The sequence below is a fragment of the Janthinobacterium sp. KBS0711 genome (assembly GCF_000988085.1).
Classification (GTDB): domain Bacteria; phylum Pseudomonadota; class Gammaproteobacteria; order Burkholderiales; family Burkholderiaceae_D; genus Janthinobacterium; species Janthinobacterium lividum_E.
In genome coordinates, this window is record NZ_LBCO01000035.1 from 765325 (window position 1) to 781356 (window position 16032).

Below are 16032 nucleotides of genomic sequence, written 5' to 3' on the forward strand. Positions count from 1 at the left end.
CGCAACGTGTGCTTCAGCTCATCGGCCACTTGCCGCATTTCATCGACGACGATGCCGATAAAAAAGCCCACCAGCGCCAGCACGGCGTCGAGCAGTTGCAATTCATAAAACTGGATATCGACGGCATGCGTCCATTTCACCAAGGTAATGATACATAGCTGCAATACAAACACGGCCAGCATGGCGCCATGCAATCCCTGGCGCGAGGCGGCCCAGATGACGGGAAGAAACAGGAAATAGAAATGCTTGTATTCGGAGCGCACGATGGAACCGAAGAGGCTCCACAGCACGAAGCTGGCCAGGGCCAGGTACGCCAGGGTTTCCCAGCGCCAGACGGCGGCGTGCAGGCGCGCACGCCCGCGCTCGCTGAACAGCACCCAGATCAGCGGCATCGACACCAGCATGCCGACCGTGTCGCCAATGCCGAAACGCCAGACGGCCGTGCCCCACTCGCCGGCCGGTATGCGCCCCGTGAGCGACAGCAATGAAATATAGCCGAGCGCATTGAGCGTGGTGCCCAGCAGCACGATGAGGACCCAGGCGCTCAGGCGGCGCCGGTTGTCGAAGATGTCGCTGCTGCTGAAGCTGCGACGCAGGACTGCGCCGATACCGCCATAGCCGAGCACCAGCCACGCCGAACAGAGCAGGGTCAGAGGCAGGCCTGCCGGCATGCCGCGCACCAGCACCTCGCCGGCCACCAGGGCGATGAACCATGGCAGCGCCGCCTTGCGGCCGTGGATCAGCCAAAACACGAGGCCCAGCGCGGGATCGGGATTCCACGGAGTGATGTTCAGCCCGTACATCGGGTCGATATACGTGGCCCAGTCAAACAGCAGATACAGGCCGACAAAGGCGGGATACGGCAGGTAGCGGGACAGGAGTGGGCGCATAACGGTGTTTTTTAACTGTCCCGCATTATGCATCGCAAGCGTGCGCCACACCATGCCATCTTGCGTTATGTGCACATGAAATAATTTTCATGCAATATCGCAAGGCGCGCCAGCGCGGTCAGGCTACGGCCAAGGGCAAACGTACCTCCACCAGCAAGCCCAGGCCGCCATTTCCGCTGTGCAACTGAATCGTGCCACCGTGCTGGCGCACGACGGAAGCGACGATGGACAAGCCCAGGCCGCTGCCTGGCTGCACCTGCTGCGGCGCGCGGAAAAAGCGGTCGAACACGCGGTCATACAGCGCCGGCGCGATGCCCGGTCCCTGGTCGGCCACATGCAACACGGCCTGGCCCCGCTCCGCATGCAGCGACACCGTCACGCTGCTGCCGCGCGGGCTGTACTTGATGGCGTTTTCCACCAGGTTGTCGATCAGCGAAACGAGGCTCTCGCGCTGTCCGGGCACACTGAGCGAGACGCTGGCTTGCAATTCAAGCTCGATATCGCCCGCCTGGGCCAGTCCGGACAGGGCCGCCAGGCGGTCTTGCAGCAAGGTATCGAGCGCCTGCCGCCGCGGCAACTCGCCCGCGCCCGCCTGCACTTCGCTGCGCGTCAGCTGCAGCAACTGGCCCACCAGGCGCGCGGCCCGGTTGCCACTGTTTAAGATACCGTCCAGCAGTTCTTGCTGGCGCGCATCATGTACCTGGCTCTGCAAGGCCTCGACATTCACGCGCATGGCCGCCAGTGGCGTGCGCAGCTCATGCGTGGCATCGGCGATGAAGCTGCGTTCGCGCGCGGCGCTGGCATCGACCCGCTGCAGCAGCGCATTGATATTGTCGACCAGCGCCGCCAGTTCGCCATGCGGCGGCTTGAAGGCCAGCGGCCGCAAATCCTGCGGCCCGCGCGCCGCCACCTCCTGCGCCAACTTGCGCCACGGACGCATGGCAAGGCGGATCGACAGCCAGGCCGGCACCAGCAGGAACGGCAGGCTGATCAGCAATGGCAGCAGGTAGTAACCGCGTGAATTGATCGTGATGAACAATTGCCAGGCGCCTCCCGCTTCCAGCACCGTCACGCGCGTGCTGCCCTCGGCCAGGCTGCGGCTGCGCCAGGCCTGGCCCTTGACGTACACCACTTCCATCTGCTCCGGGCCCGCGCTGCGGATACCGCTGGGCGCATCGGGCGACTTGTAGACCAGCTTGCCTTCGCGCCAAACGAGGATGCGCGGCGCCAGTTCCGGCACCCGCCCCGTTTCAAACTCCTCGCGCAAGGCTTCGTCGATGGCGCGCAAGCTTTGTTCCTGGCGCTGCGGCTGCTCGGCCAGGTTGTCGGCCACGCTGATAATGGCGTGCAGGACGCCGCGGCTCACATTGCTTGCTTCGTCCGCCCCCTCGACCAGCACATACGCCACGGCCAGACTCCACACCATGGTCAGCATCAGCATTTGCGCGATCATCAGCCGGCGCACCAGGGTAGGCCGGCGCAGCATGGCCCAGAAACGCCCCATCATGCGCCAGTACCCGGCGCAGTGGACGCTTCGCCCTGCTGGTCGATGACATAGCCGACGCCACGCACGGTACGGATATAGCCTTCGCCTATCTTGCGGCGCAGGTTGCCCATGTGCACATCAAGGGTATTGCTGGCATTGGCCAGCCCGCCGGGCAGGATGTGTTCTTCCAGCACGCGGCGCGTGATGACCCGGTTGGCGCGCATCAGCAAGGTCTTCAGCAGCGCATATTCACTGGCGGTAAGCTCCACCGGCCGGCCATGCACGCTGACACGGCGCGTGGGCACCTGCAGCAGCAGGCCGCGCAACTCGATGGTGTCGCCGTCGAAGCCATAGCTGCGGCGCGCCAGCGCGCGCACGCGCGACAGCAGCTCGGCCAGCACGAAGGGCTTGACCAGGTAATCGTCGGCGCCCCCATCGAGGCCCCGCAAGCGCTGTTCCAGCGTGTCGCGGGCGCTGAGGATCAGCACGGGCAAACGGGCCGCGCGCAGCCGGGCCAGCAAATCGAGGCCATCGCCATCGGGCAAGCCCAGGTCCAGCAGCACCAGTTCGCAACTGTCGTGCTCGATGCTGCGCGCCGCATCCTCGAGGCTGCGCACCCAGACCACTTGCATGCCCTGGTCGCGCAAGGCGATCCGCACGCCGTTGCCCAGGTCCATATCGTCTTCAATCAGCAGTATCTTCATGGTGAGTATTAAACCACCGCAAGCTGAAGAAAGGGTAAAGAACCCGTCTTCATGCAATCTTAATAAAAGGCTCATTTTTCCTTCATGGCAAGGACAGATACTGTCGGCAGTCAATCGAGCCACCTCCGGACTCGGTTCTCCACCTGACGGAAAACTCCATGCACGCATCTACAACCTTGTTGACCTCGCTGGCACTGGCCTGCGGCCTGAGCTTGAATCCCCTGGCTGCCGCGGCGGCCGAACCGGCTGCGGAAAATGTCTTCACCATCGGCGGCGGTGTCGCCGCCGTGTCCAGCTATTCCGGCGCCGACAAGCTGTCGGCCTCGCCGCTGATCATCCTCGATTACGCCATGGCCAATGGCCTGTTCTTCAGCACGTCGCGCGGGGTCGGCTATGGCGGCCAGGCAGGCCCCCTCAGCTACAGCGCGGCGCTGGGCTACCGCGGCAACCGCGAAGACCACAAGCGCAATGGCGCCAACGGCTGGGGCGGCAGCGACTATCTGAAAGGCATGGGCGAAGTCAAGGGCAACGCCAGCGCCCTGCTCAGCGTGGGCTACTCGCCATTGCCGGGCCTGTCGCTGAGCGTGTCGAGCGACATTCCCCTGTCGAACCGCGAAAATGGCGCGAATGTGCATTTCGAAGCGACGGGCCAGGTCTACGGCAGGTCCGATGCCAAGGGCATGCAGAAAGACAGCGTGACCATCGGCGGCCAGCTGGCCTGGGGCGAGCGCAAGTACGTGCAGACCATGTATGGCGTCACGGCCACCCAGGCCGCGAATACCTCGTTCAAGCAATACACGCCCAAGGCCGGTTTCTATGAAGCGCAAGCCACCGTCAACTGGGAGCACCGCATCGATGCGCGCTGGGGCGTCAATACGCTGATCGGCGTCGAGAGCCGCCTGGGCGACGCGGCCAAGAGCCCCATCGTGCAGCGCAAGACCTCGCCGATCGGCGCCGTGTACGTCACCTACCGCTATTAAAACAGGCCTGGCATAAGGGGAACCCGTACGCTGTTTCGCCAATTTACAGGGGGTGATGGCATGCATAAGATGACATGGTTTTCCGACTATGGCCATCCCTTCCATGCATGCATCGCGCCCCGCAACGCAACACCACCGCGCCCCGGACAGCGCCGCGGGCGCCTGCGGCAAGCCGGGCCAGGATACCTTGCTGCTGCTCTTGCCCGTCAAGCGCGCCAGCGACATCATCTACGGCGCGCGCTACGCCAGGCGCTTGCAGGAATGGGGCATCAAAGTCTGCGTCAGCCTGTTGCACGTGACCGCGGCGCCACGGCGCTGTGCCGATGACCTGCCCCTGCATGGCGCCAGCGAGTGCCCTGCGCTGGACCTGGCCACGCAGCACATGATGCACGAGGCGGGACTCTACCTGAGCCGCTCTCATATCGCCTACAGCACCCACATTTTCGCCGGCGAACTGCTGTTTACGATACTCGATACAGCCGAGCTACTGGGTTGCCATGAAGTGGTCTTGCCAGCGCACAGGCACGGCGGCTGGCCGCGCCATTTTTCGGGCGGCCTGGCCGGCAAGCTGGCGCGTGGCAGCCGCGGCACCACCATCCTGCTGGCAAACCACGAGGGCGTCAGCAGCCCGGTACCCGTCTGAGCCGAAACGGCTTCGACGTTTCCCCTTTATCATGGACATGCGCACGATGATGCCAACTATTACCCTGTCTGACGGCTTGATGGCGATGCCCAGCGGCATGCGCCGCTGGCGCGAAATGCTCAAGCTGCATCTGCGCGCCCGCGTGCAACAGCGCCAAACCCGCCACTGGCTACAACTGCTGAACTCGCATCCGGTGTTTCATGATCTGGTGCAAGCCTATCCGCACATGATCCACAAGGTCTACCGCCCTTACCTGAGCCTGACCTTGAATTGCCAGCAGCGCGTGGAATTGCTGACCGAGCACTACCACTTCATCTTGCAGCAAGGCTGGGGCAGGCTGATGAGCCAAGCGGCGCACGGCCCCGTGCGCCTGTGCACGGTGGCGGGCAAATCGGGCGCGCCCTACCATTTGCAACTGTGTTCGCTGCACCCGATGGACCGCGAAGGCGAGATGGTGCTGCAACTGATGCATGACGACGACGTGCTGTATTCGATCGCCTTCTCCTTCTTCGGCAGCCAGCTGCGCGCCACCCTGGGCATGCGCATCGGCTGCCTGCAAGGCCCGAAGGGCGAGGACAGCGCGCACCGCGTGCGCGAAGCAACGCGCGACTTGCACGGCATGCGCCCCAAGAGCCTGATGGTGCGCCTGGTGCGCCAGCTGGGATACGAACACGGCTGCCGCAAGATGCTGCTTGTCGGCAATATCAACCGCGCCGTGCACCACTCCGCCAAGAAAGGCCGTTTGTTCGCCAACTACAATGCAATATGGCAAGAACTGGGCGCGCAAGTGCGCCAGGACGGGGATTTTGAGTTAGCGTGCGAAAACCTGCCCTCGCTGGCGCTGGAAGAAATTCCTTCAAAGAAACGCTCGGAAGCACGCAAGCGCCACGAACTGACACTGGCCATGATCGCCAGCCTGCGTAGCGGCCTCGAGGCCCATCGCAGCCTGGTGCAAGCCGTCACGGCAGGCGCCACGGCCGCCAGCGCGGTGCGGCAATCGGCCATGCTCGACGAAGACGACGACTACGCTTCCGCTATCGCCTGAGCGCCCCCGCTCTTGCGGCACACGCTACAACCCGTGCACGGCACAATCCTGTTACGCTAGCGCTATCGGAATGCACTGCGGTGCACCGGTTCCCCCAACGTTTACTAGGAGGCAAGTCATGCGTGTAGACATCTACCGCCGGGCCGAGCACGACGGCATTTTTTCCTACCTCGCCGTGCCGGAAGGAAAGCTCATTCCGGAAGAAGTGACCAATACGGACTGGCAGCTCGAAATACGCGCCAGCGAAGTGGCTGACGATGCCGAGATCTTGCCCGACTACCATATCGAACAGCCGCACCAGCAGATCGCCGCCAAAGGCTATGCGATCACGGGCCTGAAAGACATGTAAACGAAAAAAGCCAAACCAGCATGTCTGCGGTTTGGCTTTGTTGTCTGCGCCGGGCGGTGCCGGTCAGTATTCGACCGCCACCTCTTGCGCACCCAGCATCTGCTCCAGCGCCATCTGCAATTCATCCGATGGCGCCACTTTCCACTCATCCCCGAACTGCAGCACGCAACTGACGCCTTGCGGGCTGACCCGCGCGGCGATCGGCAAGCCCGTCTCCGCACGGTGCGGCATGATCACGTCGCGGATGCGCTTGGCATCCAGGGTGGCCGGCAAGGTCAGGCCCAGCTGGCGGCCATACTGCACGCGCGCGGCGATGATGTCGAAGGCGCTCTCGGCCGTGATACGCAAGCCGCCCGAAAAACGGTCTTCCGACACCTTGCCCACGACGGCCAGGAATTCATCTTCCTTGAAGATTTTCCGGTTGGCGTCGAACAATTCGCCGTACACCGTCACTTCCACCGTACCGCTCTTGTCATCGAGCGTGACGATGAGGATCTTGCCCCGTTGCGTCATCTGCGTGCGCAAGCCCGTGATGACGCCGGCCATCATGCGCGGCTCGCGCGATGGCGACAATTCCGACAATTTCGTGCGCGCAAAACGGCGCGCCTCGGGCGCATACGAATCGAACAGGTGGCCGGACAAATAGAAACCCAGCGCGATCTTTTCTTCCGTCAGACGCTGTTTATCGGTCCACACGGGCACCTTGACGTACTCGGGCGGCGCCACCATGTCGCTGTCGTCGCCGCCGAACAAGCTCACCTGGTTGGCCGCCTTGGCGGCCTGGTCGGCACATTCCATGGCGAACGCGACGGACGCGAGCAGGATGGCGCGGTCGACCTTCAGGCAATCGAAGGCGCCGCTGCGTATCAGCGACTCGATGGTGCGGCGGTTGATCTGTTTCTTGTCCACGCGCTTGCAGAAATCGAACAGGCTCGTGAAAGGGCCGCCTGCCTCGCGCGCGGCGATGATGGCTTCGATGGCGTTCTGGCCCGAGCCTTTAACGGCGCCCAGGCCATAGCGGATCTGCGTGACTTTCTTGCCGCTCACGGACGGCGGCGCGCCGCTCGGCATGAAGCGGTAATCGGACTCGTTGATATCCGGCGGCAACAAGGTCAGCTTGCAGATTTCCAGCGAGTCTTCCACCAGGATCTTGATCTTGTCCGTGTCGTCCATGGCCAGCGACAAGTTGGCGGCCATGAAGGCGGCCGTGTGGTGCGCTTTCAGGTAAGCCGTGTGGTACGACAGCAAAGCGTAGGCGGCGGCGTGCGATTTGTTGAAACCGTAGCCGGCGAACTTTTCCATCAAGTCGAAGATCTCATCGGCCTTTTCCGCCGTCAAGCCGTCTTTCGCCGCACCGGCGCGGAAGATCTCGCGGTGCTCGGCCATCTCTTCGGCCTTCTTCTTACCCATGGCGCGGCGCAGCATGTCGGCGCCGCCCAGCGAGTAGCCGCCGACGATCTGCGCCATCTGCATCACCTGCTCCTGATACACCATGATGCCGTAGGTTTCGGACAGAATCGATTCCGTGCGCGGATCGGGATAATCGAAGCGTTCGCCGTGCTTGCGCTTGCAGAAGTCGGGAATCAGGTCCATCGGGCCCGGACGATACAAAGCCACGAGCGCGATAATGTCTTCGAAACGGTCGGGACGCGCGTCTTTCAGCATTCCCTGCATGCCGCGCGACTCGAGCTGGAACACGGCCACGGTCTTGGCCTTGGTCAACAAGTCGTAGGACGGCTTGTCGTTCAGCGGCAAGGTGGCCAGGTCGAAATTCGCCTGCGCGGGATCAAGCTGCTTGATGTAGCGCACGGCGCGGTCGAGAATGGTCAGCGTGGTCAGACCCAAGAAGTCGAACTTCACGAGGCCGACGGCCTCCACATCATCCTTGTCGTACTGCGACACGACGCCGGAATCTCCGCCCTGCGTGTACAGCGGGCAGAAATCCGTCAGCTTGCCGGGAGCGATCAGCACCCCCCCCGCGTGCATGCCGATATTGCGCGTGATGCCTTCGACCTGCTGCGCCAGGTCCAGCAGCTGCTTGACCTCTTCCTCGTTTTCCAGGCGCTCCTTGAGCAGCGGTTCCTCTTCGATGGCGTCGGCGATCGACACGGGTTTGCCCGGCTTGAACGGGATCAGCTTGGAGATGCCGTCGCAGAAGTTGTAGCCGAAATCCATCACGCGGCCCACGTCGCGGATCGCGCCCTTGGCCGCCATGGTACCGAAGGTGGCGATCTGCGAGACGGCCTCCTTGCCATACAAATCCTTGACGTGCTGGATGACGCGGTCGCGCCCTTCCTGGCAAAAGTCAATATCGAAGTCGGGCATCGAGACGCGTTCTGGGTTCAGGAAGCGCTCGAACAGCAGGTTGTACTGCAATGGGTCCAGGTCGGTAATGAGCAGCGAGTACGCCACCAGCGAACCGGCGCCCGAGCCGCGGCCCGGGCCGACGGGCACGCCGTTTTCCTTGGCCCACTGGATAAACTCGGCCACGATGAGGAAGTAGCCGGGGAATTTCATGTTGCAAATCGTATCCGTCTCGAATTTCAGGCGCGACTCGTAGCGCGGACGCTCCTTTTCACGACGCTCGGGATCGGGATACAACTGCAACAAACGCTTTTCCAGGCCCGCCTGCGATTCGGCGACGAGAAACTGGTCGATCGTCATGCCGGGCGGCGTGGGGAAATTCGGCAATTGCGGCTTGCCCAGGGTCAATGTCAAATTGCAGCGCTTGGCGATTTCCACGGAATTGGCCAGCGCGGCCGGCAAGTCGGCAAACAGTTCGGCCATGTTCGCCTGCGACAGGAAGCGCTGGCTGTCATTGAAACGCTTTACCCGCTTGGCGTTGGCCAGCATTTCGCCTTCGGCGATACAGGTGCGGGCTTCGTGGGCAATAAATTCCTCAGGGGAAATAAATTGCACGGGATGCGTGGCGACCACTGGCAGGCCCAGCTTGGCCGCCAGGGCCACCGCATGGCGCACCTGCGCTTCCTGGTTGGCCTGGCCGCCACGCTGGATTTCGATATAGAAATGCCCCGGGAAAATCTCGGCCCAGCGCTGCGCATTGCGCTCGGCCAGGGCCAGGTTGCCATTCTCGATGGCGGTACCGACATCGCCAAAGTGCGCGCCCGACAGCACGATCAAGCCATTGGCCGCGCTTTCGCCCGGGTACAAGTCGTAGGTATTCGTCGCCAGCGCCTGCAGCCACTCGATGCGCAACTCGGCACGCCCCTTGTACTGGTTCGTCAGCCAGGCCGTCGACAGCAGTTCGCACAGTTGCAGATAGCCCATGCGGTTCTTCGCCAGCAACAGCAGGCGCGACGGTTTTTCGCGGTTGTCGTCATTCGTGATCCACACGTCGACGCCGACGATGGGCTTGATGCCCTTGCCACGCGCTTCCTTGTAGAACTTGACCATGCCAAACAGGTTCGACAGGTCGGTGACGGCCAGCGCCACTTGCTTGTCCTTCGCCGCCGCCTTGACCACGTCGTCGATGCGCACCAGGCCATCGACGATCGAGTACTCCGAGTGCACACGCAAATGGACGAAAGCAGGACCGGGCTGCATCGCTTGCTGTGAACCTGCCGGAGCGCCGGCCTCTTGCATTACCATTTCCATCCTGTGTACCGTTTCGTGCAAAATTCAATGGGGTCTATTCTACCGCGTCGCGCGTGCGGACCGGGTATCCTGCCTGGCCTGTCGGGCTTATAATATCGGCTGTTCAGTCTAAGCCGATCGCCATCATGCAAGCCATCACCCCAGCAACACCCGCCGTTTCCGCCGCCGTCAGCCCGCTGGCCGCCACGTTTGTCAATATCGCCGCGTATAAATTCATCACGCTCGACGATACGGAAGCCATGCGTCCCTTGTATCAGGAGCAATGCCTGGCGCTGGAACTGAAGGGCACGATCCTGCTGACGCCGGAAGGCATCAATATGTTCCTGTCGGGCACGCGCGAGCATATCGACAACTTCCTCGCCTGGGTGCGCAGCGACGAGCGTCTGGCCGATCTGGAATGGAAGGAAAGCTTGTCGAACGAGCAATCGCACAAGCGCATGCTGGTCAAGCTGAAAAAAGAAATCATCACCATGCGCATGCCGCTGATCAAGCCGGAACTGGGCCGCGCCCCGTCCGTCGATGCGCACACGCTGAAGCGCTGGCTCGACGCCGGCGTCGACGATGCGGGCAAACCCGTGGTCATGATGGAAACGCGCAACGCCTTTGAAGTGGATGTGGGCACGTTCAACAACACGCTCGACTACCGTATCGACAAGTTCACGGAATTCCCGGCAGTGGCCGCCGCCCACAAGGATGAACTGGAAGGCAAGACCGTCGTCACCTTCTGCACGGGCGGCATCCGCTGCGAAAAGGCCGCCATCCACATGAAGGAAATCGGCTACGACAGCGTGTACCAGCTCGACGGCGGCATCCTGAAGTATTTCGAAGAAGTGGGCGGCGAGCACTACACTGGCGACTGCTTCGTGTTCGACTACCGCACGGCCCTGAACCCGAAACTGGAACCGACGGAAACGGTACAGTGTTTCGTCTGCCGCGCCGTCGTCACCCCGCGCCAGCAACTGGCGCCGGAATATGTGTATGAAGTGTCTTGCCCGCATTGCTACGGCAAGCATAGCGTCTAATACCGGGCACAGAAGGTAGGACAGTACTTGCCTGGTACCGCAGACCGTTTCTTAAATGCCAGACTCGTTCCATTCTTGCGTCTACAGGCAAAGCTCCTACCAAGCGAACAATTCTTTTACGTAATATATCGTAAAGGTTTAATCAGTCGCAGTATATAAATAAGCAAGAACGACGCGGTGAACACGCCAATAGAAGTAGTCAGAGAAGTGACCCATGGATTCCCTATCGTCGCTGAAATAGCGTGCACCTTAAAAATGGGGTCGATCATAAAGATGTGTATACAATAAATTCCCAAGGTACAGTCGGATATGGCCACGACCCAGCGCGACGGCACGCCTGGCTTCATCCCCATGAAGGCTGTGTACAAGCCATAGGAGGCTCCTACGACCAAGGGCGACAGGTAAATATAGAAAAATTCACAAGGTCCACCCAGGTGTCGTGACCACAAATAAGTAACGGCCATAGTGGCGGCGGAGCAACTGAAAAAAATGGCCAACCCTGCCATGATGCTGCCACGGCTATCAGCGATATAAGCACCAAGCAACAAATAGCCAATATATCCGCCAAAGTATGTCAGATGATACTGCGTAGCAAGCAACCCCAACTGCAAGCTTCCGCATTGCGTATCATTCCGCAACGCCATGATGGTTGGGTAGACCGAAGCGACCGCGAACCAGAGCAAGATGAAAGCCAGATGCTCTTTCCTACTGCTATGCTGGTAAAACTTGCGTAATACTGGCACCAAGGCGTACAGACCAACGAGGGCATACAAGTACCACAGATGAAACATTGTCTGGCCACTCAGAATTTTCACCACCCACGCATCCCAGCTGCCAATTATCACACCGTTATACGCTAGCCACCATAGGAAAAAACATGACCAAAATATTAATGGCGGGATGATTTTTAAGAAGCGCTTACGAAAAAAGGTGCCAAGGGTCTCATCCTTCGATAATAGGTTAGCGCCGCTAATCATGAAAAATATCGGTACGCATGCACGCGTCAGTGAGTCATAGAAATTGGCTGCCCACCACTTTTCTCCGAAAGCATGAAAATTCTCTGCTGAAACATGCAATAAGATCACCATAAAACACGCAACGATACGCAACAAGCTAACTCTTCGGTCCATTCTTATCCCATTCTTCAAGAAAACTATTATTACAGAATGTCAATAACATGCAAAACTGACAAAAGCGCTTTACTGATACGGATATTCATTCGCGCGTCAGCTCTTGCTTGGACGTTCGCGTGCAAAACCGCTATACTGAGAGGTTACATTAAAGGCATTAGATTCAGATAGTAATTTTACGTTAATTAATTGCATTTGAGAAAACATTACTCTCCCAGCCCTTCCGCCATACTTGGCTAGGCCAAGGGTTCAGTACGCCAGAGCAATTGGGCTAGCCGGCTTGAACCAACACATTTTCCGCTGGCATGGCGTGTCATCCGACTCCGCCCCGCCATGCATCTCAACCTAAAGATTCATTACATGCTTATCCGCAACACTTTGTACAACTTGCTCGGACTTGGCTTACCGATGCTGGTCGCTATCGGATCGATGCCAGCTCTGATCCATCTTCTCGGTGACGAACGTTTTGGCATGTTGACGCTCATTTGGGCTGTGGTCAGCTATTTCGGATTGTTCGACTTGGGCTTGGGGCGCGCACTGACATTGCAAATATCGCAATTAATGGCAGACAAGCGCGATGCGGATCTTCCCTCGCTGATTTATACCAGCCTGCTGATCATGGCCGCGCTGGGCTTGTTTGCAGGAATGCTCATGTGGCTTGGAGCTGACTGGGGTGCAGCCCATATGGCTGGCGGCGTCAATACCGGGGAAATTTCTGGTTCCGTCAAGGTCATGGCCATGGCAATGCCATTTATTGTATTGACATCCGGTTTGCGCGGCATTTTGGAAGCGAGAGGGGCATTCGGCATCATTAATATGATACGTTTACCCATGGGAATGTTCACCTTTCTCGGCCCGCTGGCGGTGGTACTCTGGTACAAAAATGACCTGATCGCGGTTACCGTTGCGCTTACCATCGGGCGTATCGTCGCCTGTCTGGCCCATGTCTACTATGCCATACGCTCACTGCCCGGCATGCTCAATGACCGACGCTATCGCAGGGAGTTAATCAGAGGGTTGATCAGTTCAGGCGGATGGATGACAGTCAGCAATGTCATCAGCCCATTGATGGGCTACATGGACCGTTTCCTCATTGGGGCAACCATTTCGGCCGCCGCTGTGGCCTACTATGTCACGCCGTTCGAAGTCATTTCCAAATTATGGATCATTCCTGGGGCGTTGACAGCAGTACTCTTCCCTCGCTTTACAGGCGAATTATTTGCGAACGGCAAGGAATCCCCTACGATTTTCAGAAAAGCGCTACTGATGTTATTTTTGGTTATCTATCCGTCAGCGTTGTTTTTTGGCATTTTTGCCCAAGATTTTTTGCGACTGTGGATTAATCCCGAGTTTGCGGAAAAAAGCTACTTTTTACTGCAAGTATTCTCGCTGGGCATCATGATCAACTGCATGGCGCACATCCCCTTCACTTTGATTCAAGGTGCAGGAAAAGTCAGGGTAACTGCCATGATCCATCTGGTGCAGTTCCCATTTTTTATTCTCATCCTGTGGTTGGCCACCTCCCGTTACGGCTTGGTGGGGGCGGTGGGCGCATGGCTGGCACGCATGCTGATCGATGCTTTCATCATGTTTTTTCAAGCCGCAAACGTCATCAAGATGCGCGACGTCATCGATCAGCCGCTCAGGCTCTGCGGCGTGGGTATCCTAATACTATTATCGTACTTACCAGCGCTTGTCGGCGGCCTCCTGACACGGACATTGCTATATGTATGCTGCATAGCTGTAATGTTTGCTTACATATGGCTTTGTATAGCAACAAAAAACGAACGACAATACGTCCTTGGTAAAATTTCTTCTCGTTTCGGTGGCAAGCATGATCTTTAAAGACAATCCATTGGTTACTATCGTGACTCCCGCCTACAATCAGGCTGAGTTTCTTGACGAAACTATTGCAAGCGTGCTGGCACAAGACTATCCGCATATCGAATATATCGTGCTGGACGACGGTTCGACAGATCACACCAAGACAGTATTGCAAAAATATCAAGGAAAATTTCATATCGAAAGTCAGCAGAACATGGGGCAAGCCAGTACCTTGAATAAGGGATGGGATATTGCCCGAGGAGAAATTTTCGGTTATCTGAGCGCTGATGATATTTTGTATCCTGGTGCCATTACCAAGCTGGTAGCTGCATTACAAGCTGATGCCAGCATTGCCGTGGTCTATCCAGATTGCCACCTGATTGATCCAGCATCGATTATTATAAAAAAGAATGTATGCCGTCAGTTCGATCATGAAAATCTCGTTGTTGAGCAAGAGTGCTTTATTGGTCCCGGCGCATTGTTTCGTAAAGATTCCTATCTGAAAGCGGGTGGCTGGCGGCCTGATCTGAAACTGGCACCTGATCGCGAGTTCTGGATGCGGGTGGGCCTCAATGGCGGTTTCAAAATGCTCGAAGAGCCATTGGCGGGCTATCGCATGCATCCGAAATCCATTTCTTTCTATGAAAAGCGGCCTGAGATCGCGATGGAATATCTGCGAGTAATGGACGATTTTTATGCACGCAAAGACTTAGCACAGTGCCTTATTCTTCGCAAAGATGAGGCATATTCGCATGCTTTGCTGGTCATCGCCCGTTCGCACCTGCGCAGCGGCGATTTGACTGGCGGCTACAAAAAGTATCGCGAAGCCATCGCCCGCTATCCCCGTCACCATTCTCTGCGCACAATACTCAGCCTGTTGCGAACCAGCGTCAGTAAACCGCTGCGCCGCCTAATCTGGGGTGTGCAATCCTTGTTGCCAAAGGCAAAGATTTAAATATGGGTGTTAACCGACCTGCAAAACGAAAGCCCCGGGGCCTTTGGTTGCCTATTATATTTTTTCAGATCTATCTGAATATCTCGGTATTTTTATTTGCTTTTGGACCGTGGCCTTGGCCGGTCAGCAATCCTGTTGAACTATACAGCTTTCTGACTGCCTCTCACATTTTGCTCGCCTGGGGATATTACTCCGGCTACAAAAAGGCTTTGCGTTCCCCACTAGTGACCAGCAAGTCAAAAACAGATTGGTTGAGGATTTCATTAATCCTGAATCTGGTCATGTTATTGCCGAGTTCCTTTTCGCGCACTGGCACCTTTATTCCCAATATCATGTTCGGTTTGGCGGCACCTGGCGAAGCATATCAAAATGCAGTGGAAAGAAGCTTCTCCGGCGGCCCATGGGTGATCATCGAGTATATCCGAATTATATTGGCCCCCTTACTGGCATTAAGCTTTCCCTTTGTAGTGGCGACTTGGCAAAAACGTACCACAAACGAAAAACTGTGCTGCGCCTTCATCATTTTATTTAATATTTCCATGTATATTTCCATGGGAACCAACAAAACCATCGTTGACACGGTACTGTTGGTTCCTTGGCTTATGGCACTGGCTATAGCCTCTGGACATTTAATACTGAGTAAAAAGCAAAAACTAATACTGGCTTTGGGTAGCCTGACGGCGATGTTTGGTGCCTTTATCTTCTTCGGCTATGGGCAAACCCAGCGCTCTGGCGGTGTCGCAAGCGGTAGAACGTTTGGTCCACCGATCTTCATAGATAGCGATCCCGATAATTGGATGACGTACGCAATGCCGGAGCAATACCAAATCTATGTAGAGTCACTGTTGCGCTATTTGTGCCAAGGCTACTATGCCCTGTCACGTGCCATGCTGCTCGGTTTTGAAAGCACGTTCGGTGTTGGCAATTCAATGTTTCTCTCCAGAACTGCGACTTCGCTAACGGGTATGGTGGAACTAGGAACACACACCTATCCGGCCAGACTGGAAGCGGCAGAAGGCTGGGGTGAACTGACACTGTGGCATTCGATCTATACGTGGATCGCATCGGATGTCGGTTTCGCTGGCACTTTGTTGATCGTGTTTTTTATTGGCCGTTATCTGGCCATGTCATGGATATATGCAATCTTATATACCGATAAACTTTCCATCCTGCTATTCACTTATTTGACCATCATGTTGCTATATTTTCCAGCAAATAATCAATTGATGCAAAATGGTGAATCCTGCATGGGATTTTTATTGACTTTGTTTTTATGGCTCTTATTCACCGGACCATTGATGAGAAAAATAAAAACAATACGGAAAAAGAAAAATCTCAACCCGCAGACAAAAATATGCAGCTTGCCCCAGGCATAAACGGAAAAGATTA

At 57.6% G+C, this 16032-nt stretch carries 13 protein-coding genes; 8 read left to right on the forward strand and 5 right to left on the reverse strand.

Annotated features, from left to right (window positions below; genetic code table 11):
• The 3 genes from VM94_RS29285 to VM94_RS26595 all read right to left on the reverse strand — a co-directional run.
• Window positions 1-890: MASE1 domain-containing protein (locus VM94_RS29285; protein ID WP_235433024.1), on the reverse strand; the 890-nt coding region annotated here is incomplete at its 3' end.
• Window positions 891-1008: 118 nt separating this feature from the next.
• A complete protein-coding gene (locus tag VM94_RS26590) occupies window positions 1009-2397 on the reverse strand; it encodes a sensor histidine kinase (protein WP_052755951.1) in 1389 nt (462 codons plus the stop codon).
• On the reverse strand, window positions 2394-3080 hold the full coding sequence (locus VM94_RS26595) for a response regulator (RefSeq protein WP_046686116.1): 687 nt from the start codon (window positions 3078-3080) through the stop codon (window positions 2394-2396). The genes VM94_RS26590 and VM94_RS26595 overlap by 4 nt, the downstream gene beginning before the upstream one ends.
• A 158-nt stretch (window positions 3081-3238) precedes the next feature.
• On the opposite strand from VM94_RS26595, the gene VM94_RS26600 reads away from it, so the two are divergent.
• The 4 genes from VM94_RS26600 to VM94_RS26615 all read left to right on the forward strand — a co-directional run bounded on the left by VM94_RS26600 (window position 3239) and on the right by VM94_RS26615 (window position 6097).
• The gene (locus tag VM94_RS26600; RefSeq protein WP_046686117.1) at window positions 3239-4060 is read left to right on the forward strand and encodes a MipA/OmpV family protein; all 822 of its coding nucleotides are present in this window, start codon (window positions 3239-3241) and stop codon (window positions 4058-4060) included.
• Window positions 4061-4148: 88 nt separating this feature from the next.
• Window positions 4149-4703, forward strand: a complete 555-nt coding sequence (locus tag VM94_RS28650) for a universal stress protein (protein ID WP_046686118.1) — start codon at window positions 4149-4151, stop codon at window positions 4701-4703.
• 46 nt (window positions 4704-4749) lie between these two features.
• Window positions 4750-5748, forward strand: a complete 999-nt coding sequence (locus tag VM94_RS26610) for a VirK/YbjX family protein (protein WP_160309321.1) — start codon at window positions 4750-4752, stop codon at window positions 5746-5748.
• A gap of 118 nt (window positions 5749-5866) precedes the next feature.
• Window positions 5867-6097, forward strand: coding sequence for a DUF6139 family protein (locus VM94_RS26615; protein WP_046686119.1), 231 nt, complete (start codon window positions 5867-5869; stop codon window positions 6095-6097).
• Between the two features lie 63 nt (window positions 6098-6160).
• On the opposite strand, the gene dnaE is transcribed toward VM94_RS26615, so the two are convergent.
• Window positions 6161-9700 (reverse strand): DNA polymerase III subunit alpha, encoded by a 3540-nt coding sequence (gene dnaE / locus VM94_RS26620; RefSeq protein WP_235433025.1) that lies wholly within the window; start codon window positions 9698-9700, stop codon window positions 6161-6163.
• A 137-nt stretch (window positions 9701-9837) separates the two neighbouring features.
• Here dnaE and VM94_RS26625 point away from each other — a divergent pair, with 137 nt between their 5' ends.
• On the forward strand, window positions 9838-10734 hold the full coding sequence (locus tag VM94_RS26625) for a sulfurtransferase (RefSeq protein WP_046686121.1): 897 nt from the start codon (window positions 9838-9840) through the stop codon (window positions 10732-10734).
• Window positions 10735-10850: 116 nt separating this feature from the next.
• Here the strand turns inward: VM94_RS26625 and VM94_RS26630 are convergent, their stop codons facing one another.
• Window positions 10851-11846, reverse strand: a complete 996-nt coding sequence (locus tag VM94_RS26630) for an acyltransferase (RefSeq protein ID WP_160309322.1) — start codon at window positions 11844-11846, stop codon at window positions 10851-10853.
• Between the two features lie 378 nt (window positions 11847-12224).
• On the opposite strand from VM94_RS26630, the gene VM94_RS26635 reads away from it, so the two are divergent.
• Genes VM94_RS26635 through VM94_RS26645 form a run of 3 tightly spaced genes read left to right on the forward strand, consistent with a single transcriptional unit; the run spans window position 12225 to window position 16019 of the window.
• A complete protein-coding gene (locus VM94_RS26635) occupies window positions 12225-13709 on the forward strand; it encodes a flippase (protein ID WP_160309323.1) in 1485 nt (494 codons plus the stop codon).
• The gene (locus tag VM94_RS28010; RefSeq protein ID WP_082127920.1) at window positions 13699-14643 is read left to right on the forward strand and encodes a glycosyltransferase; all 945 of its coding nucleotides are present in this window, start codon (window positions 13699-13701) and stop codon (window positions 14641-14643) included. The genes VM94_RS26635 and VM94_RS28010 overlap by 11 nt, the downstream gene beginning before the upstream one ends.
• Before the next feature lie 2 nt (window positions 14644-14645).
• A complete protein-coding gene (locus tag VM94_RS26645) occupies window positions 14646-16019 on the forward strand; it encodes a hypothetical protein (RefSeq protein WP_138828996.1) in 1374 nt (457 codons plus the stop codon).
• The last annotated feature ends 13 nt before the right edge of the window (window positions 16020-16032 follow it).